Raw genomic sequence first — 18,300 nt, 5'->3', positions numbered from 1 at the left:
GTAGACGAGATTACGCGATTTCTTCGCGCGCTTTCGCGTCGTCGAGGAGTTTCGTGTTGCGTTTGAAGTAGTGAACGATCTTAGCGATGGCCCCGTCTCCCGTGACGTTCGTCGCCGTGCCGAAGCTATCTTGTGCCAAGTAGAGGGCGATGACGAGACTTTGCATCGTCGCATCAAACTCGAGGATCGAACCGAACAATCCGAGTGAGGCCATGACGGCTCCACCTGGTACGCCTGGTGCCGCGATCATCGTTACGCCGAGGGCGAGGATGAACGGAAGCACGATCGCGTAAGACATCGGCATGCCGTTCAAGTACATGAGGGCGACACCGACCGATGTGAGCGTGATTGTCGACCCTGACAAGTGGATCGTCGCACAGAGTGGGACGACGAAGTTGGCGACGCCCTCGTCCGTGTTGTTCGCTTTTGCTTGGCGGAGCGTGACCGGGATTGTCGCTGCTGACGACTGTGTCCCGATGGCTGTGAAGTAAGCCGGCATCATCGTCTTCAAGAGACGGAGCGGGTTCTCTTTGTTGAGACCCCCTGCGATTGAGTATTGAATCAAGAGCATCGTCATGTGAAGGACGATGATCGTGACGAAGACGAGCGAGAACACCGAGAGAATCTCAGCGACTTGTCCGGCATACGTCATGTTCATGAAAATTCCGGCGATGTGAATCGGTAATAGTGGAATGATGACTTTGCTGATGAGTAGTTCAATGATATCGCGGAAATCCATAGCTAGGTCGAGCGAACGCTTGCTTTCGGTGGCAGCAATCCCGATGCCGATGACGAAGGCGAGCACGAGCGCCGTCATGACGCCGAATACTGGTGGAATCTCAAATTCCAAGAAGCCTTTTAAGAGCGCCTCTTCTGGGTTTTCAGCAGATGCTGTGCTGCGTGACAAGATTTGCGGGAATAAGTTGCTCGTCGCGAAATAGGCGAGCGTCCCGGCAACGATTGTCGATAGGTAAGCGATGGCAGCCGTCAAACCGACCAATTTCCCAGCGCCTTTTCCAAGTTCCCCGATTCCTGGAATGATGAAAGCGAGAATGATGAGCGGGATGGCGAAGCCTAAGAACTGTCCAAAGACCGTGTTGAACGTGACGAACGTCCGGACAATCCAGTTCTGGCTTTCTGGTACGATGCTACCGAGTAGAATCCCGAATGCGATAGCGATGATGATGCGACCTAGAAGGCCAATACGTAATTTCAAATAAATCATCCTCTCTTAATGTTTGAATTGTTGCTATTTTCGCACATTTCATGCGGTGTTGCCACCCTATCTTTCATTTTTCAATGAAGATTGACGTTTGACAACTTTGAAATAGGGTATCACAAAATGTTGAAGTGGAAAAGGGAGGGACCTTCTTCTTTTCCTAATATACAAACGATGTTATGATTAATTTTGAATAGACGTAAAGGAGGGGTGACGCGTGCAGGTACAACGAACAACAATTCATATCGCGGGTCAAGACTATACGATCGTCAGCGAAGAGCCGGCCGATCATGTGAGGGAAGTGGGCTTTTTGGTCGATAGCAAGATCCGTGAGATTCGTGAACAGTCCCCTCATCTAGACGCTCGTCAGGCAGCGGTGCTCGCCGCTATCCAAATCGCGAGCGATCACGTCAAAACTAAACGAAATACGGGAGAATAAATCACTCTATGGTTACTCTACTTATACTGTTTTTCTTGTTCATCGGGATCATCAACGGGTTTCGTCGCGGGGCGATCTTGCAGCTCGGCCATTGGGTCGCGCTCATCATCAGCTTCCTCGTCGCGAACGCGTATTACCGTGATCTCGCCGAAGCGTTCAAGCTTTGGATTCCATATCCGTCGCAACTCGACGGGTCATTACCGGAAGGCGTCATCGATTTAAACGCGTTGACTGGCCTTGAGATGACGTTCTATAACGTCTTTTGGTTCGTCGTCTTGTTCGTCATCACAAAACTCGTCTTGCATCTCATCCTATCGATGCTCGACTTCTTGACGGACTTGCCGATCTTGCGTCAATTGAAAGGAATCATCGGAGCGGTCCTCGGCTTCTTCGAGGCATACGTGATCACGTTCTTCATTTTGTGGGTCATCGCCTTCGTACCGATGGCAAGCGTCCAGAGCGCGGTCGATAACTCGTCGCTCGCGACGTACATCATTCAAGACACGCCATACCTCTCAGAATGGTTCTCGAATAAGATGTTGTAACACGACAGGCCGGAATGCAAGCTAGTGCTTGTGTCTCGGCCTTTTCTGTATGGAAAAGGGGGAATTGAAATGAATAAAGTCGAAGCGATGATGCTGCTAGAGAAAATCGCGCAATATATGGAGATTAAAGGGGAGAACCCGTTCAAGATCAATGCCTTCCGTAAAGCCGCGACGGCGCTCGAGAACACCGAGCTCGAACTCGAGGACATCGAGGATTTGACGACGATCTCCGGCATCGGCAAAGGGACGGCCGCCGTTCTCGAAGAGTGGCGGGACACGGGGCGGAGTGAAGTGCTCGAGTCACTCCAAGAAGAGATCCCATACGGTCTCATGAAACTGCTCAAAATCCAAGGACTAGGCGGCAAGAAGCTCGCCAAGCTCCGTGAAGTCGGCGTCGTCGACCTCGAGACGCTCATCACCGTATTAGAAGACGGCACGGCCGCGAGCCTCCCGGGCTTCGGCGCCAAGAGCGTCGAGAAGTTGCTCACGGCGGCCCGTAACCTTGAGTCACGTCCGGAACGCCTCGCGTACGCCATGATGCGCCCGGTCGTCGAAGAGATTGAAGCGGTGCTCGAAGCCGAGCCGCTCGTCTTGCGCCATTCGGTCGGCGGCAGTTTCCGCCGCGCCGAGGAGACGTGTAAAGACCTCGACTTCATCATCGCGACCGAAGAGCCTGTCGACCTCCGTGACAAGTTGCTCGCCCTCCCGTTCATCAATGAAGTGATCGCGGCCGGCGAGACGAAAGTGTCGCTCGTCCTCGAGCGCGAGGAGATGGTGTCGGTCGACTTCCGCATGGTCGAACCGGGCGCCTTCGCCGCGACGCTTCATCACTTCACCGGCTCGAAAGACCACAACGTCCGGATGCGCCAGCTCGCGAAAGCGAAAGGCGAGTCGATTTCCGAGTACGGGGTCGAGACGGCGGACGGCCTCTGGCAACCGGAGACGGAAGCCGAGCTGTTCGAACGCTACGGGCTGCCGTTCATCCCTCCGGAGCTCCGAGCAGGCAGTCTCGAGTTCGAGCACGACCTCTCGAAGCTCGTCACGCTCGACGACATCAAGGCCGACGCGCATATGCACACGGTCTGGTCGGACGGGAAGCTCACCGTCGACGAACTCGTCGCGGCGATGAAAGCACGCGGTTATGAGTGGATCGCCATCACCGACCATGGCAAATACATGTCGTTCGTCAACGGCTTGACCGAGGAACGGCTCGAGGCGCAAGGGGAAGAAATCCTTGAGGCTGCGAAGAAACACGACATGCACGTCTTGCGCGGTGTCGAGATGGACATCCGCCCGGACGGGACGCTCGACTATGAGCCTGAGTTTTTAGCGACGCTCGACTACGTCGTCGCCTCGATTCACTCGAAGATGGACCAATCCGTCGATGAGATTATGGCCCGGCTCGAGAACGCCTGCCGTTCGCCGTACGTCAACGTCATCGCCCACCCGACCGGCCGCCTCATCGGGCGCCGTGACGGTTATCCGATCGACGAGGAGCGCTTGATCGCCCTCGCCAAAGAGACGGGGACGGCGCTCGAGTTGAACGCGAACCCGAACCGACTCGATTTGACGGCCTCGACGCTGAAGAAAGCGAAGGCGGCCGGCGTCAAACTGATGATCAACACCGATACGCACCACCCTGATATGATGGAAGATATGGCACTCGGCGTCCTGCACGCCCGGAAAGCCTATCTTGAACCGTCAGACATCATCAACTGCCTCTCGTTCGAGGACGCCAAGGCGTTCATCGACGCGAAGCGACAGAAAGGAACATGCTAGATGGATCACGCGTTACGCGTTTTAGAATATGAAAAACTCCGCCAGCAGCTCGCCGCCCACGCCGCGAGCTCGCTCGGGAAAGAACGGGCGCTCAACATGCAGCCCGACTATACGTACGACCGGGTATTGTCGAACTTGAACGTCACCCGCGAGGCGACCGAGGTCGTAAGGCTCCGGGATCGTCTCCCGCTCGGAGGGCTGACCGACGTCCGCAGTGAAGTGAAACGGGCCGCCATCGGCTCGGTGCTCTCGACGAGCGAACTGCTCGCCGTCGCCGCCGTCATGTACAGTGGCCGCCAAGTGAAGAACTTCTTTGAGAAGCTTCATGAGGACAATGAAGACCTCCGCATCCCGCGCCTCGATGAGTATGCCGAGCGCTTGACGAAGCTGATCGAGGTCGAACAGTCGATCCGTCACGCCATCGACGACCAAGGCACGGTCCAAGACTCGGCGAGCGACCGACTCCGTGGCCTCCGGACCCAGCTCCGTAGCTTCGAAGGGAGCGTCCGCTCACGAATCGACAACATCCTCCGCAACAACGCGAAGATGCTGTCGGACGCCATCGTCACGATTCGGAACGACCGTTACGTCGTCCCGGTCAAGATGGAGTACCGCCAAGCGTTCGGTGGGATCGTCCACGACCAATCGGCATCGGGTCAGACGCTCTTCATAGAACCGCAGGCGATCGTGTCGATCAACAACGAGATTCAAGAAGTCCGCTTGAAAGAGCGCGCCGAGATCGACCGCATCTTGAGCGAACTGTCAGACCTCGTCGGCGGTGTCGCCGATTCGGTCGTGACGAACCTCGACGTGCTCGCCACGCTCGACTTCGTGTTCGCGAAAGTCGCCTACGGCCATCAGCTCAAAGCGACGGAACCGAAACTGAACGACGAACGCGAAATCAAGTTGAAACAGGCGCGCCATCCGTTCATCCCGCAAGACGAGGTCGTGCCGATCACGGTCGAACTCGGTGAGGCGTTCACATCGCTCGTCATCACGGGACCGAACACCGGCGGGAAGACGGTCACGCTCAAGACGCTCGGATTGCTCCAATTGATGGTGCAGTCAGGTCTCTACGTACCGGCCGAGTTCGGGACGGAGCTGTCCGTCTTTGACGCCATCTATGCCGATATCGGCGATGAGCAGTCGATCGAGCAGAGCTTGTCGACGTTCAGCTCGCACATGACGAACATCGTCAGCATGCTCGACAAGATCGACTTCATGTCACTCGTCCTGTTCGATGAGCTCGGTGCCGGGACCGACCCGCAAGAAGGGGCGGCCCTTGCTATCGCCATCCTTGATGAAGTGAAACGACGCGGCGCCCGCGTGGCGGCGACGACGCACTATTCGGAATTGAAGGCGTACGCCTATAACCGCGAAGGCGTCATGAACGCCTCGATGGAGTTTGATATCGAATCGCTCAGCCCGACGTATCGTCTATTGATTGGCGTACCGGGCCGTTCGAACGCGTTCGAGATTAGCCGGCGTCTCGGCTTATCGGAACAAGTCATCGACAAGGCGCGGAGCCACGTCGGCACCGACGCCGAATCGGTCGAATCGATGATCAACGAGCTCGAGGCGGCCAAGCATCGCGCCGAGCAGCTCGAGAAAGAACTCATTGTCAAGATGCACGACCTCGAGGCCGAACAGGCGGCGTTCGAAGCGAAGCTGACCGATTTCGAGCGCGAGCGCGACGCGATGTACGGCGAAGCCGAGGCTCGTGCCGAAAAGGCCGTCGAACAGGCGAAGCGCCAAGCGAACGAAGTCATCGACCGCTTGAAGAAGCTACGCGCAGAAGGCATCGTCAAAGAGCACGAAATCATCGCCGCGAAGAAACAGCTCGAATCGGCGAAACCGACGCTCCAAGATAAAAAGATCCAAAAAGTGAAACAAAAAGCGCAACAGAAACGTACGTTCAGTAAAGGCGAAGAAGTGAAAGTGACGACGTTCAACCAAAAGGGCTATATCGTGAAGCAATTGAACGATAACGAGTACAACGTCCAAGTCGGAATCATGAAAGTGAACGTCAAAGCGGACGACCTTCAAAAGATTGGCCCGTCGAAAGAGCAGTCGCTCCAGTCGAAAGGCAGCTCGCTCAAGCGTCAGAGCTCGACGAAGTCGGAGCTCGACTTGCGCGGCGTCCGGGTCGAAGAAGGGCTTTCCCGCCTCGACAAATATATCGACGAGGCGCTCGTGTCCGGGTATGACAACGTCCGCATCATCCACGGTCTCGGGACCGGGGCGATGCGCCAAGCGACGCAGGAGTATCTGAAAGGACATCGTCACGTGAAGAGTCAGCGCCCCGGTGGGATGGGGGAAGGCGGACTCGGAGTCACGGTCGTCGAGCTGAAGTGAGGGTATGATGATAATGGGGAACGTAACGTTTGGTGTATTGCTTGAATCGCTCGGTCTGTATTCAATCGCCGGACTCATGATTGTCGTCGGTCTCGCCATCTTCGAGGTGACGACACCGTACAGCAATTGGCGCGAGATTCAAAAAGGCAATATCGCCGTCGCGCTCGCGACCGGCGGGAAGATCGTCGGTCTCGCCAACATCTTCCGCGTCGTCGAGAGCCACCACGACCAGACGATGGACGTGTTGGTCGGAGGGAGCTTCGGCTTCTTGCTCTTGTTGGTGACGTATTGGCTATTCGAATTTTTGACGCCGTCGCTCAAAGTGAACGAGGAGATCGGGAAAGGGAACATCGCCGTCGGTCTGATGGCGTTCCTGCTCTCGATTGGAGTCTCGCTCGTCGTTGGCGCGGCGTTGGTGAGGTGAAGACATGGTATACGAGAGACTAGCGAAGATTCTCTTCATCGGGGCCGGACTGTTCTTAGTGGCAGCGGCACTGTGGTTTATCTTTTATTGAGTGAAAGCGACGTTTTCGGACGTCGCTTATTTTATTTAGACATTCTAACAAATGCGAAGGAGGATCGATGATGAAAAAGTTACTCTTATCCGTCTCTCTGTTCGCAGGAACAATGATGACTTTATCCGCTTGCGCAGGAACGGAAACGGTTGAAACGATTGACACCAGACCCGTCATTCATTTCGATGCAGCTTCAATCATCTCGTCAGCGCGCGACCATCATATCAAGATGCTCACGTTATCGAGCATTCCGAGAGATGACGTCAACGTTCCCGGAGCGGTAGAAGAATTGCAGGGAATGCAAGCAGACAACGACACGTATTTAGCCGAACTGGAGGGCTTGCAGCATGAATATTCTGCTGCCGATGAGTATAAAGACCTTGTCGTCGAATATTTAGAAGCGGAAAACGCGTATATCGATCAAACCATCGAGAACGTGCACGCTGGGAGTATAAGTCTCCCTAGTCGATTTTCGATGGATACGCTCTACTCACGAACAAACGCAAAAGTGTCAGAATTTCGATATGAGCCAAAATAAACAGCTATTTCATAAAGTCATAGTATGAAAACGTGTATGCAGATGATGTGATACACGTTTTCAGCCTCTACATCGACGTATTCAAAAAGCCTCAATCTAACAGATTACATCTCACAGCTCTAAACTCAGCTATGTGACGTAATTCGTAGTGAGGTTTTTTTGATTTTTAGTTGGTGACGGAAATCAACCCTTAAGAAGGCAATCAATCTAAGCTGAAATGTTTCTCTAGACGAGCTTAAAGGAAACAGTATATAGCTGAGTAGCATTTAAGTGATGATGAGGGCTATAGAAGGGGACGAGGTGTGGACCACGTTGAATGGGACAAAGTTTTTCGAACAGTTAGTGATCAATGTCGTGAAATTGCCAGGGGTGAAAGTAGATCGAACAGAGTTTTTAGCAAAAAGTTTGAGTAAGCACGTGACCGTGAGACAATTAGCAGACATCCTTGAAAAAGGACCGGTTCAATCAAACGTTTCAAAAAAATTGATTCGACGAGTCGCAAAGAAGACCATCTTGAATCGAACGATGAAAAGTTCATCGGCATCGTTTGCCGCGGGGTACCTGGTGGGGTGGTCATGGCGGCCACTGTTCCAGCGGCCACGGCTCAGTTCTTTGGCGTAGCGCTCCGAGTGGCTCAAGAAATTGGTTATATCTATGGGTATGAAGATTTTTGGAGTGAGAATGGCCTAGATGTCAATCGAGTGAGCGGAGAATTGATTTTGTTTCTCGGTGTAATGTTTGGTGTCGGCGGAGCGACGGCCACCATTAAAGTGTTGTCTTCGCAATTATCCAAACAAGCATTGAAGAAAATTCCGAATCGAGCAATGATGCAGACGATTTATTATCCGATTCTTAAGAAGATGGGAAGCTACATCGGATTGAAGATGACGAGAAAATCTTTCGCACAAGGGATTTCTAAAGTAATTCCTATCGCTGGAGGTGTGATTTCAGGTTGGATCACGTATTCATCCATGCATCAAATGGGAAATAGACTACTGACAGCACTTGAAGAAAGCATTGATCTCTCTGATGAGGAACTTGTAGCGAGTATCAAAGAGATGAAACAAGAAATTCCGAACATGACTGAGAAAGGTTTCGGGATTTTGCAAGCGAGTGTGTAAACAAGGAGACGGAAATATCTCTGCCAGACGGTGACGAGCGGTAGAAAGACATCATGAGTGTAACGGAGGAGACGACATGAAATCGTATGAAATTGAGTTCCATATGATCAATGATGAGGTGTTGACGCAAGTAGTGGAAGCGGAGAGTCGCTATGCGGCGCTCGAATCAATTTATCAATCGTTCCGTCATGCGACGGACGGATTCGTCCAGTTCGAGGATGAGTGGATCATTTTCCTCGATCATGTCGTGTACGTGAAGGCGTTTGAGATTGTGGAGTAGTTGAGCATATTTAAATTTTAATGAATGAGATATTTCTAAGATATCAAAAAGATCATGATGTCTTTTCGGACTTCATGATCTTAGTAATTAAGGTATTATGTTCTCTTGAAAATTTCTCCGTACTCAATTAGCTCATTATAATTACCAGTTCTACTTAACTTATTAACAGTGACTTTAATAATATCCATAATATATTTTTTGTCAGTTTTAAAGAAGTTACTTACACTCGTCACTTTATTTTTGTCATATTGACTAGAGTATTCTTCTTCTAGAATGTCTACAAAGAACTTAATTAGGTCTTTTAGTTTTTGTTCAATATCATCTCCTTTGTAGTTAGAAATAAAGGAGCCGTAAACAAAATCATCATCTTCTATGAGCGATGTATCCATCTTAAGGGTATTTATATCTACATCGCCGTTTATAATTCTGTAAGTTAAACCAAAAAGTGCGAAAAGGACGAACTTTCCATTATTAAAAACATTTGCTTGTTCTATTGTGAACTCATTAATTTGTTCTACTTTGAATTTTTTTTGGAGCACGCTGTATCTGTTGTATTTTGCAATACAAATGTGCACAATAATGCAACGAAAAGTACAGAACTTTGCCAGCTGGGTTTTAGTGTTTCGACAACGCATGCGTGACACGATAACTGTCACCTGTGAAATTTAATATGTGAGCGTGATGGATGACGCGATCGACGAGTGCCGCCGTTAGGCGCGCGTCGCCAAAGATGCGATTCCACTGGCTGAACTCAAGGTTGGACGTGATGATCAAGCTCTTTCGCTCATACCAGTCAGTGATGAGATGGAACAGGAGTTCCGCAGATTCTTTTGTGAGAGGGATGTATCCCATCTCGTCCAAAATGATCAGGTCTGCCGATTCGAGACGTGAATGGAAGCTGCTCAGCTTCCCATCCCTCCAGGCCTTGTTAAGTTGCTCTACGAGCTCGGAGACCCGGAAGAACCTCACCTCATAACCTTTGTGACAAGCTTCTCTCCCGAGTCCGATGGCCAAATGGGTCTTTCCCGTCCCCGGGGACCCTGTCAGAACGACGTTCTGTGAATGCTCGACGAAATTCAATGAGGTCAGTTCGTCCTTATCCAAATGCTTCGGGAAATAGATGTGATTGCCCCAGTGATAATCGTCGAGTGACTTGTTGTTGATGAATTTAGCCTTTTTGATTAACCGTTGCGCTTTCGCTTCCTCGCGGAGGCGCATTTCCATCGAGAAAAGCTCCGTGAGAAACTTTTCAGGGGATTCCGTTGGAATCGATTCATAGATTTCAGCGACATAGGCAAGGCGGAGCGATTTGCACATTTCTTTTAGGCTCATACTGCACCACCTTCTCCCCAAGGCCGATTCAGGCTATCGTACTTGCTCCAATCCACATCATAAGGATGGTCCTCAACCACGGCTGGATCGTCGTCCTCGCTCAGTAGCTCGTATAGGCGTTCATTGATCTCGAGGATTGGATAGAGTGCGAGCTTGGCTCGGATCCAGGCCAGTCTTTCCTGCCGAACGAGTAAGTTGGGTACGCCCAGGTATTCTTTGATTCTACCCGGCAGATATTCGGAATAACGGGAGTGCCCGAAGCTTCTCGGCTTCTTGTGCCAAGTGCTGATGATGTTTTCCCATGGGAGCGCACGCTTTGTCATCATGTAGGGACGTTTTTCTTCGTAAAGGATTTCTCCGTGAAGTGAGAGAATCTTCATCGAATCCCACCTTAAGATGGCGCGTACTTGCCCATGACGAGCCCCTGAAGGGATCAAGACTTTCGTCTTATCGATCGTTATTTCGCCGTACTTGTTCACCTTGAACAGTTCTTCCTTGAAGACGGGGAAGTCTTCTTGAGGTAATCGCAATAGATGTCTCTGCTCTTTTTCGAACAGCTCACGGATCAGCACATGCTTTTCGTAATGGACTCGCTCCATGTCGTCCCGTAGGGAAACTGCGAGCTGTCGGTTCATCGAATCGTAATCATGCATGACAGGGGCCGGGACAAGAAAGTTGTATCGAACGTATCCGACCTTGTTCTCGACACTTCCTTTCTCGTTCCCGCTGTAAGGATTACAGCTTTGGACTTGGAATCCATAATGAGCCATGAACTGCATGAAAGCATCGGTATAGATCGCCTCTTCCCTCGTCGTTCGCGGTTGGATGACTGCCGCGGGGAGATTATCAATTCGGAGTTGTTGCGGCACACCGCCGATTTCTTCAAAAAGCATTTTGAGTCCCGTCAGGAAGCACTCTTGGTTTTCTGCGGGGAGGGCGACGGCTGCCGTACGGTTGCTGAAGGGCAGACTCATGACGAGGCACTTCATATCGACCGCATGACTATCTTTGACGACTTCCATCGTCCCGAAATCCACCTGCGCCTCACCCGGAGGGTGCTGCAGTCGTTCATGCCTTGTGTCGTTTTCCTCTTCGCTTGTCATATGCCAGTTCTTGATGAAATTGCACACCGTTCGATAAGAGCCCTCGAATCCGTTCGCCACCAGCGTTTCATAAATCTTTTTATTCGTTCGTCTCAACTTTTTCTGAAGCATCTGATCCTCTGTCAACCAATCTTCGACCATCTCGCCCCATTTCGTTCCGTACATCATGCCCCTCTTGGGGCGAATGGTTTCGCTTGGCAATTGAGCTGAATCCGCGTATTTTTTTACCGTCCTCCAATTGAGGTCTAGATTTTTAGCGATTCGATTGATTGAATGTGATTTGTGGTTTCTAAGAAATTTGATACAATTGATATCGGACATTGCTAGCATTCCTTCCATCTCCTAACGTTCTTGTTTCGCAACTTAAACGTTAGGGTGAGATTATGGTTGCTGGCAAGTCCTTTTTCTTTTCTAAAATAGGAGTGCAGAGTTGTGTACGTTTCCGTTGCACACTTCTGCACTCCTATTTTGCACTACACATCTGTCATTGAGTTCAATTAAATCTAACAGAAAGTTGGTTTTCTCGATCTCACTAGCGTATCTTTTAAAGAAGATTTGTTTATAAAACTTGTTATTATTAAATAATGAGTTTTTATTAGATCTAGAAGTTCCAGGTTTTTGATTTACGAATGAAAAAATCAATTGGGCTAGCTCATCATTTTTGATTTTGGTATTAGTGTCTTTTGCTGGCTTTTCTCCTCTTTTAATTTCTAGAAATACTTTATGTTTTAATAACAGTGTTTGTAGTGAACGCATTTCTGGAGAATTAGATTTCAAGTCCTTGGGTTGAATTGGTTTTTGTGAATTGGTTGCCTCTGCAATAGTATTAAAAAAATTCATGGTGTCTTGAGTTGATACCTCATCTACACTTGAAACAATTTTGCAGGGTATGAAAAATTCTTCTCTGTTCTTACCTTTGTATTCTCCAATTAAATTTGTAGTCTGACCGCCGTTCACTATTGAAAAATTGTATAGTTTTATTTTGTTTCCATCTTCTACGAAGTCAGTACAAGCTATAGTTAAGCCATTATTTAAGAACCAAAATTCATCACGATTATTATCAAGAGTATTTTTAATTCCATCGTCAACATTTTTATTTCTGATATATCTTCTAATATTTAGATTAAATAATCCCTTTTGGTTATATCTATTATATAAACGGCTTATTGATTCTGAGCTGACATTTACAAAAATACCTTTATGTTGATCACTACAATACTTCAAAATATTTTTTGTATTATCAATTTTTAGACTATCTTCAGCTACTACTTCATGTTGCAGCTGAAGCTTTTCAATCATTTCTTCTACATTACCTTTATTCAATAATGTAATGTAGGCAACTTTATCTTCAATGCCTGTTAATTTTGATTTGGCTTTATGTATATCAATATTAGCTAATGAAGAGAATAAAATTTCAACGTTGCCTTCATTTTCGTCTGTCAATCTATCCAATGATTCTTGTAAAAGTTTTTTTGTCTTTTTATTATAGCTACCTGTGTGGGCAGCTTTAAAATCATTCATTGTAGTAATAATCTTATTAATTTCGTTAACAATATCCTGAACTTTAATTACATCTGAATACTTGTTTTGCAGAATTATTATTTTTGAATCTTCTTCATCGAAATAGATAGCATCAATTCCGCCATCATCCTTACCGTCTGTAATCATTGATAAAATTTCATACCAAACTTTTGAAATATCCGATTCTTTAAAACAGTAATATTGAAGTAATAGAACATTAAATGCTTGATCTTCTGACAAGGAAATTTTTGGGTTTGAAGATGTTCCATATGCTATAATTTCTTTGATTTCTCTATTTATAATGTTTGACACACATGTACCTCCATTTATGAATTTAGTGATGTTGATATTTTTTATAAGTTACTTTTTATTATTTCAAAGATCAAAATAAAGATCTAGTAATATATATGATGGAGTTGTTTTTCTAAAAGGAGGAGTAAGTATGGTATATAACAAGTTAATCCGAGACCGTATTCCTGAAATCATCCATGAAGCAGGACAAATTCCTGTCGTCAAACACTTGAATCAAGCTGAACATTTCGAACAGGCCCGCTTGAAACTTTACGAGGAAATCAAAGAGTACGAAGAAACGAACATTGATGAAGAATCACTCGAAGAACTTGCTGATATTTTGGAACTCGTCTATACGCTTGGAAAAATGCACGGCGCGAGCTTCGAGGAATTGAATCGTATCCGTGAGAAGAAACGTGAGAAGCGGGGCGGGTTTGAAAAAGGTCTCTTCTTGGAAGAGGTTCTTGATCATGAGTGAGTTACGTCTGCATACGAGTCATTTACGAATTCCATTACAACACCAAATCGACGCGGCGACTGAAATTTATATGGTCGTCGCGTTTGCGCAAGTATCGGGTGTTCAAGAACTCACCGCTTCACTTAAGCAAGCAGTCAATCGCGGTGCACAAGTCCGCATTCTGATTGGGGATTACCTCTATTTGACGAACCCAGACGCGCTTGAGATGCTAATGAACATTCAAGGAGTAGAGCTACGGCTCTATCGATCGAAAGGCCAGTCGTTCCACCCAAAGGCATATTTGTTCCGCACACAAGATGGAGGGACGTTCTTTGTCGGTTCTTCCAATCTGTCGCATAGCGCCTTAAATCGAGGCGTCGAATGGAACGTCGAGATACCGGCGAGCATCTCGGAGGACGTGTTTGAACAGTCAGTCGATGCGTTTCATGAGCTCTTTTATAGCGACTATGCCCAAATCATGAACATCGTCTCGTTGCAGCCTTATCGTGAAGAATATGAAGCGAAGCAACAGCGCATCAAGGAAGCGGAACTGATTGCGGAACCACCACCTGTCTATATCGAGGACGATACGATCACACCGAACACCGTACAAGACGCTGCTTTGAAGGCGTTACGCGAGACGATGGACGAAGGCAGACGCAAAGCGATGCTCGTGCTCGCTACCGGACTAGGAAAGACGTACTTGAGCGCCTTCTTCGCCCGCCAGTTCAAACGAGTGCTCTTCATTGCCCACCAAAAAGAAATTCTGCTTCAAGCTGAGGCATCCTATAAGAAAGTCTCGAGCGAATGGAAGACGGGATTATTGCTCGGAGGTGACTCGAGAGATGAGAAATCAGCCGACGTATTATTCGCTTCGATTCAAACATTGGCCTCGAAACATCGGATGCAACAGTTCACACCAGATCAGTTCGATTTGATTGTCGTCGACGAATTCCACCATTCGGCTGCGCCATCCTATCGGCGTGTCCTTGATTACTTCGAGCCGAAATTCTTGCTCGGATTAACGGCAACGCCCGATCGATTGGACGGGGGCGACGTCTACGCCTTGTGTGATGACAATGTCGCGTATCAGATGCACTTCACTGAAGCGATTGAAGAGTCGTATTTGACACCGTTCCATTACGTTGGGATTTATGATGAGATCGATTATTCGCAGATTCGATTGATCAATGGTCGTCGCTATGATCAAGACGAACTGTTGGCGGAGCAGTTGAAGGAAAGTGTCGCTCAAAAAATCTTTGATGCCTGGCGGATGCATCACCAGACCAGAGCGCTTGGATTCTGTTCATCAGTCACTCAGGCTGAATATTTGGCCGACTATTTCCGTCTGCAAGGTGTGCAAGCTGTCGCGTTACATAGCCAGACCGAATATGACCGTACCGATGTGATGTGTCAATTGAAGCAAGGTCATCTCGATATTATCTTCGCGGTCAACTTATTTAATGAAGGTGTCGATATCCCTGAAATCGATACGTTATTGTTTTGCCGCCCGACTGAATCGTTGACTGTCTTCACGCAACAAATTGGTCGTGGATTACGTCTATTGAGGGGAAAGACGCACTGCACCATCATCGATTTGATTGGGAACTATAAGAACATCGATAAAAAGTTGGCGCTATTGACGACGAAGCGACAACCGATTGTAAAAGCTCTTCCTAGAAAAATCGATTTACCAAGTAGATGCACGATTGAATTCGATTTGCACGCCATCGATTTGTTGAAGCGAATGGTCACCCATTCTTCGACACGCCGGCAACAGTTGGAGCGTAACTACTTCATGGTGAAAGAAGAATTTGGAAGACGTCCGAGTTACCTGGAGTTGATCCAGCGAGGTGAATACTCAATCGATGCCTATCGTTCTGAATGGAAGAAAGACGGAGGGTATTACGGGTTCCTAAATCGGGTGGGGGAGCTGGATGATGAAGAGAGTCACCTGTTTGAAGAGGCGAAGTCGCTGTTGCTTGAAGTAGAATACACAGACATGACGAAGAGCTATAAGATGATTGTGTTATCAATCATGTTAAGTCGTGGGGTCGCGGGATGGCTTCAACCAATCTCAGCGAGCGAGGCGGCTCGTCCATTCTATGAGTTCATCAATGAATTCCCATATCGTCAGCAGATTGACGGACAGACGAAAGACTTCCAATCCCCGTTCCATCAGCAAAAGATTGAAAAGTTACTGTTGCGGATGCCATTTGATAAAATAGCTAAAGGACCGTTCTTCGTATCTGAGGAGTCATTACATATCGAGCATAATGAAGCATTTGCTCATCCTTTGGTTTACGAATGGGTCAGTCAAATCGTTGAAGTGCGGCTGCATCACTACTTCAGTCGTAAAGCTTCAGAATGAGGGTGGCGTAATTATGGAAGATCGGCTTAAGCAGTTAATTCAGTACATAGATGAGTTCGATAGACAGGGACCTTACAAAATGAACGTACTGAAAATAATGTTAGAGCGAGGTTCTCGAGATTGGTATGCGCCAATTTCGATAACTGAACTCGCAAAACCTTATTATGATTTGGTGAACGAGCAACTCCGCTCTTATACCCTTAAAAATATAAGTGCGGATTTTACAACGAATTTTTCACAAGCAAACATGGAACGACATTTAAGAACACTGCCATTAAAATATCTATCAACAACTTCTACTAGAGTAAGCAATATTTCTCCACTCTTTGAATTAATTGATGATATGTTTTATGTGAGGGAAGAGTACCGTATTGAAGGTGAAGCTGCTCATGATAGAATTATTAAAGCAGTGGAACAAAAGTTTGAAGAGTACTTAGAAGTATTTAGTGAAAGGTGAGGGATAATTTGAAACGCGCACTACTTCGCAAAATCCAATTCGCCCTCCAGCATCACGGCGGGACGGCGTCACTTAAAGAAATCTATGACTACATTGAACGGTCGTACTATCAACTCGAGCTCGATCGCTATAAAGATTGGAAGGCACACGTCAATAAACAGATTCGGGCCCATTCGAGCGACTCGGCCAGCTTCGCGGGGAAAGAAGACTTGTTTTATTCCACGGGAAATAAAGGCATCTGGGGTCTGCGCCAACCGAATAATTAACCGAAAGCGGAACCATTTTAGTTGGTTCCGCTTTCAAAGTTTACAATACGTCACACCCCCTTGTCACAGAATGTTCAATCCTGTAAACTTCGACACAGTGTGAAAAAATGTATAAGGGGTTTATCCATGGAAATCGTTCAGCAATTATCGCAAGTACAATTACTCAACCAATTCTGGTTGCTCATGGCCTTCGTCATCCCGATGGTCATTTTATCGCGGATGGTCGTGGCCGGTTCACGATTCTCGCCAATCCTCGTCATCGTCATCTTCGGTCTTGGACTTGGCTTCGCCATGGTCGAGATGGGTATCGCGACACCGGGTCTCCCTGAGTTCCCGCTCGTCGATTTCTTATCACGGACGACGATCATCGCGCTCGTCGTATCGTTCTTCGTCGGTGGACAAGAACTTCGCAAGATTTTAAGCAAGCAAGAGCTCGACGTGAAAGACATCGTCGTGCCATCGAAAGAAGAGATGTTCCTCGGGACAGGACGGACACAGTTCATCTTCATCCTCCGTTCATTCTTCTTGCTCGTCGGTCTCGAAGGGTTCTTTCGCATGATGATTCAACCGGGCGCGGCAGAGGGCATCATGCTCTACTACCCGATCCTCGCGTTGATCGGTCTCGCGGCGTCGTTCCTTTTGATCGACCACAAGGCACAAATCGACGATAAGAAGGTATACATGCGTAAAGGCGTCATCGAGACAGTCTTAATGCTCGTCATCTTGTTCGTGTCGTACGGCATCGCCGTGGCGGTTCAACCGATTATCGCACTTCCGCAGATCTTCTTCGCCATGTTGCTTTCGTCAGCACTCGGTGCCATCTTCCACAACTGGACGTATGGACCGACCGTCCGTGCGCTTCTGTTCGCCGGGATCCCGGTCGTCTTGGCCGCCAACTTCATGGTCGGTGGCTCGCGAATCGGTGATGCGTTCGCCATCGAAGGCATGAACTCGATTCTCGTGTACGGTTTCTTCGGTCAATTGTTCTGGATGTTCGGTGGGATTGCGCTCCTTATGTGGTTCGCCCGCACAGGACATATCCGCAACCTCGCACCAGGTATGGCCGGCTCGCTCTCGCACAGTGGTCTCACAGGCGCATGTACGGCCGGTGACTTCGGTCAAGTGGCCGCGAAACGGGCCCCGATCATGATTAACATCCCGTTCTTCGGTCACATCTTCGTGTTCTCGATTTTGGCAGTCAGTGCCGACAACGGGGCGCTCTGGATCTGGCCGACGGCAATCATCGTCTTGGTCGGTCTCGTGCTCACGGCGCTCGCGCTTAAAAACTTGCGCGGTGCCAACGGAGAAGACTTCAAAGAAGTGAAGGCGCTCATGCAGTTCTCGTTCGGCTGGCAGATGATGGCAGTTTTCGGTGGACTCGTCCTTCTCACGTTCAGCACGATCGCGTTCGACTATACGACGATGGCTCAATCGTCAGCCATCTCGCACTTCGGCCTCTTCGCAGCCGTGCAGGGCGGCATGTTCGGGACAGAAGCGTCGCTTCTCATCCCGCTCATCTTCTCGATGCCGTTCCTCGTTCACCCGCTCGTGTTCTACATGTTCGGGAAGGCGCTCGATAACAACGGTGAGATGCCGCGCGTACCCGTTTACGCGATGGCGCTCATCGGAGTCGTCGGAGTCTCGTTCGCGATTCTCGGTATATAATCAAACAACCGTTTCTACAAATGCGTAGAAGCGGTTTTTGTATGTT

The 18,300-nt window shown here is 48.6% G+C and carries 18 protein-coding genes; 13 read left to right on the top strand and 5 right to left on the bottom strand.

Annotation, left to right across the window (positions count from 1 at the left end):
* Positions 1 to 10: 10 nt before the first annotated feature.
* Positions 11 to 1,225, bottom strand: a complete 1,215-nt coding sequence (locus tag NMQ00_RS11275; protein ID WP_255176756.1) for a dicarboxylate/amino acid:cation symporter — start codon at positions 1,223 to 1,225, stop codon at positions 11 to 13.
* Between the two features lie 211 nt (positions 1,226 to 1,436).
* On the opposite strand from NMQ00_RS11275, the gene zapA reads away from it, so the two are divergent.
* From zapA to NMQ00_RS11235, 8 genes are all read left to right on the top strand, one after another.
* Positions 1,437 to 1,658: a cell division protein ZapA gene (gene zapA, locus NMQ00_RS11270; RefSeq protein WP_021066785.1), complete on the top strand. Its 222-nt coding sequence runs from the start codon at positions 1,437 to 1,439 to the stop codon at positions 1,656 to 1,658.
* Positions 1,659 to 1,666: 8 nt separating this feature from the next.
* Positions 1,667 to 2,203 carry a CvpA family protein gene (locus tag NMQ00_RS11265; protein ID WP_021066786.1) on the top strand — a complete coding sequence of 179 codons (537 nt, stop codon included), beginning with the start codon at positions 1,667 to 1,669 and terminating at the stop codon, positions 2,201 to 2,203.
* 63 nt (positions 2,204 to 2,266) lie between these two features.
* A complete protein-coding gene (polX, locus tag NMQ00_RS11260; RefSeq protein WP_255178714.1) occupies positions 2,267 to 3,982 on the top strand; it encodes a DNA polymerase/3'-5' exonuclease PolX in 1,716 nt (571 codons plus the stop codon).
* The gene (locus tag NMQ00_RS11255; protein ID WP_255176755.1) at positions 3,983 to 6,337 is read left to right on the top strand and encodes an endonuclease MutS2; all 2,355 of its coding nucleotides are present in this window, start codon (positions 3,983 to 3,985) and stop codon (positions 6,335 to 6,337) included.
* Between the two features lie 13 nt (positions 6,338 to 6,350).
* Positions 6,351 to 6,761 carry a DUF350 domain-containing protein gene (locus tag NMQ00_RS11250; protein ID WP_255176754.1) on the top strand — a complete coding sequence of 137 codons (411 nt, stop codon included), beginning with the start codon at positions 6,351 to 6,353 and terminating at the stop codon, positions 6,759 to 6,761.
* A gap of 161 nt (positions 6,762 to 6,922) precedes the next feature.
* Positions 6,923 to 7,390: a hypothetical protein gene (locus tag NMQ00_RS11245; RefSeq protein WP_255176753.1), complete on the top strand. Its 468-nt coding sequence runs from the start codon at positions 6,923 to 6,925 to the stop codon at positions 7,388 to 7,390.
* A 575-nt stretch (positions 7,391 to 7,965) separates the two neighbouring features.
* A complete protein-coding gene (locus NMQ00_RS11240; protein ID WP_255176752.1) occupies positions 7,966 to 8,511 on the top strand; it encodes a hypothetical protein in 546 nt (181 codons plus the stop codon).
* A gap of 76 nt (positions 8,512 to 8,587) precedes the next feature.
* The gene (locus tag NMQ00_RS11235) at positions 8,588 to 8,791 is read left to right on the top strand and encodes a hypothetical protein (protein WP_034776722.1); all 204 of its coding nucleotides are present in this window, start codon (positions 8,588 to 8,590) and stop codon (positions 8,789 to 8,791) included.
* A gap of 95 nt (positions 8,792 to 8,886) precedes the next feature.
* On the opposite strand, the gene NMQ00_RS11230 is transcribed toward NMQ00_RS11235, so the two are convergent.
* The 4 genes from NMQ00_RS11230 to NMQ00_RS11215 form a co-directional block, all read right to left on the bottom strand.
* Complete coding sequence (locus tag NMQ00_RS11230) at positions 8,887 to 9,330, bottom strand: hypothetical protein (RefSeq protein ID WP_255176751.1); 444 nt, start codon at positions 9,328 to 9,330, stop codon at positions 8,887 to 8,889.
* Positions 9,331 to 9,406: 76 nt separating this feature from the next.
* Positions 9,407 to 10,123: an IS21-like element helper ATPase IstB gene (istB, locus tag NMQ00_RS11225; protein WP_147538924.1), complete on the bottom strand. Its 717-nt coding sequence runs from the start codon at positions 10,121 to 10,123 to the stop codon at positions 9,407 to 9,409.
* Positions 10,120 to 11,547, bottom strand: a complete 1,428-nt coding sequence (gene istA, locus NMQ00_RS11220; protein WP_255178668.1) for an IS21 family transposase — start codon at positions 11,545 to 11,547, stop codon at positions 10,120 to 10,122. The genes istB and istA overlap by 4 nt, the downstream gene beginning before the upstream one ends.
* A gap of 90 nt (positions 11,548 to 11,637) precedes the next feature.
* Positions 11,638 to 13,059 carry an AIPR family protein gene (locus NMQ00_RS11215; RefSeq protein ID WP_255176750.1) on the bottom strand — a complete coding sequence of 474 codons (1,422 nt, stop codon included), beginning with the start codon at positions 13,057 to 13,059 and terminating at the stop codon, positions 11,638 to 11,640.
* A gap of 130 nt (positions 13,060 to 13,189) precedes the next feature.
* Here NMQ00_RS11215 and NMQ00_RS11210 point away from each other — a divergent pair, with 130 nt between their 5' ends.
* The 5 genes from NMQ00_RS11210 to NMQ00_RS11190 all read left to right on the top strand — a co-directional run bounded on the left by NMQ00_RS11210 (position 13,190) and on the right by NMQ00_RS11190 (position 18,254).
* Positions 13,190 to 13,516, top strand: a complete 327-nt coding sequence (locus tag NMQ00_RS11210) for a nucleoside triphosphate pyrophosphohydrolase (protein WP_255176749.1) — start codon at positions 13,190 to 13,192, stop codon at positions 13,514 to 13,516.
* Positions 13,509 to 15,866 (top strand): DEAD/DEAH box helicase family protein, encoded by a 2,358-nt coding sequence (locus NMQ00_RS11205; protein ID WP_255176748.1) that lies wholly within the window; start codon positions 13,509 to 13,511, stop codon positions 15,864 to 15,866. The genes NMQ00_RS11210 and NMQ00_RS11205 overlap by 8 nt, the downstream gene beginning before the upstream one ends.
* Before the next feature lie 13 nt (positions 15,867 to 15,879).
* Positions 15,880 to 16,323, top strand: a complete 444-nt coding sequence (locus NMQ00_RS11200; protein ID WP_255176747.1) for a hypothetical protein — start codon at positions 15,880 to 15,882, stop codon at positions 16,321 to 16,323.
* 8 nt (positions 16,324 to 16,331) lie between these two features.
* Positions 16,332 to 16,589, top strand: coding sequence for a hypothetical protein (locus NMQ00_RS11195; RefSeq protein ID WP_255176746.1), 258 nt, complete (start codon positions 16,332 to 16,334; stop codon positions 16,587 to 16,589).
* Positions 16,590 to 16,715: 126 nt separating this feature from the next.
* Entirely contained in the window at positions 16,716 to 18,254 is a 1,539-nt protein-coding gene (locus NMQ00_RS11190) for a hypothetical protein (RefSeq protein WP_255176745.1), read from the top strand.
* The last annotated feature ends 46 nt before the right edge of the window (positions 18,255 to 18,300 follow it).

Source organism: Exiguobacterium aurantiacum, assembly GCF_024362205.1.
Classification (GTDB): Bacteria; Bacillota; Bacilli; order Exiguobacteriales; family Exiguobacteriaceae; genus Exiguobacterium; species Exiguobacterium aurantiacum_B.
The sequence above is the reverse complement of the archived record's forward strand: the minus strand, read 5'-3'. Positions and strand labels throughout refer to the sequence as shown.

Excerpts from the sequence above, each read along its gene's own strand:
- NMQ00_RS11240 (WP_255176752.1), top strand. The coding sequence starts at position 7,966 with ATGGCGGCCACTGTTCCAGCGGCCACGGCTCAGTTCTTTGGCGTAGCG.
- NMQ00_RS11275 (WP_255176756.1), bottom strand. The coding sequence starts at position 1,225 with ATGATTTATTTGAAATTACGTATTGGCCTTCTAGGTCGCATCATCATC.
- NMQ00_RS11245 (WP_255176753.1), top strand. The coding sequence starts at position 6,923 with ATGAAAAAGTTACTCTTATCCGTCTCTCTGTTCGCAGGAACAATGATG.
- NMQ00_RS11235 (WP_034776722.1), top strand. The coding sequence starts at position 8,588 with ATGAAATCGTATGAAATTGAGTTCCATATGATCAATGATGAGGTGTTG.
- NMQ00_RS11205 (WP_255176748.1), top strand. The coding sequence starts at position 13,509 with ATGAGTGAGTTACGTCTGCATACGAGTCATTTACGAATTCCATTACAA.
- NMQ00_RS11255 (WP_255176755.1), top strand. The coding sequence starts at position 3,983 with ATGGATCACGCGTTACGCGTTTTAGAATATGAAAAACTCCGCCAGCAG.
- NMQ00_RS11265 (WP_021066786.1), top strand. The coding sequence starts at position 1,667 with ATGGTTACTCTACTTATACTGTTTTTCTTGTTCATCGGGATCATCAAC.
- NMQ00_RS11200 (WP_255176747.1), top strand. The coding sequence starts at position 15,880 with ATGGAAGATCGGCTTAAGCAGTTAATTCAGTACATAGATGAGTTCGAT.
- NMQ00_RS11190 (WP_255176745.1), top strand. The coding sequence starts at position 16,716 with ATGGAAATCGTTCAGCAATTATCGCAAGTACAATTACTCAACCAATTC.
- istA (WP_255178668.1), bottom strand. The coding sequence starts at position 11,547 with ATGTCCGATATCAATTGTATCAAATTTCTTAGAAACCACAAATCACAT.
- istB (WP_147538924.1), bottom strand. The coding sequence starts at position 10,123 with ATGAGCCTAAAAGAAATGTGCAAATCGCTCCGCCTTGCCTATGTCGCT.
- NMQ00_RS11210 (WP_255176749.1), top strand. The coding sequence starts at position 13,190 with ATGGTATATAACAAGTTAATCCGAGACCGTATTCCTGAAATCATCCAT.
- NMQ00_RS11250 (WP_255176754.1), top strand. The coding sequence starts at position 6,351 with ATGGGGAACGTAACGTTTGGTGTATTGCTTGAATCGCTCGGTCTGTAT.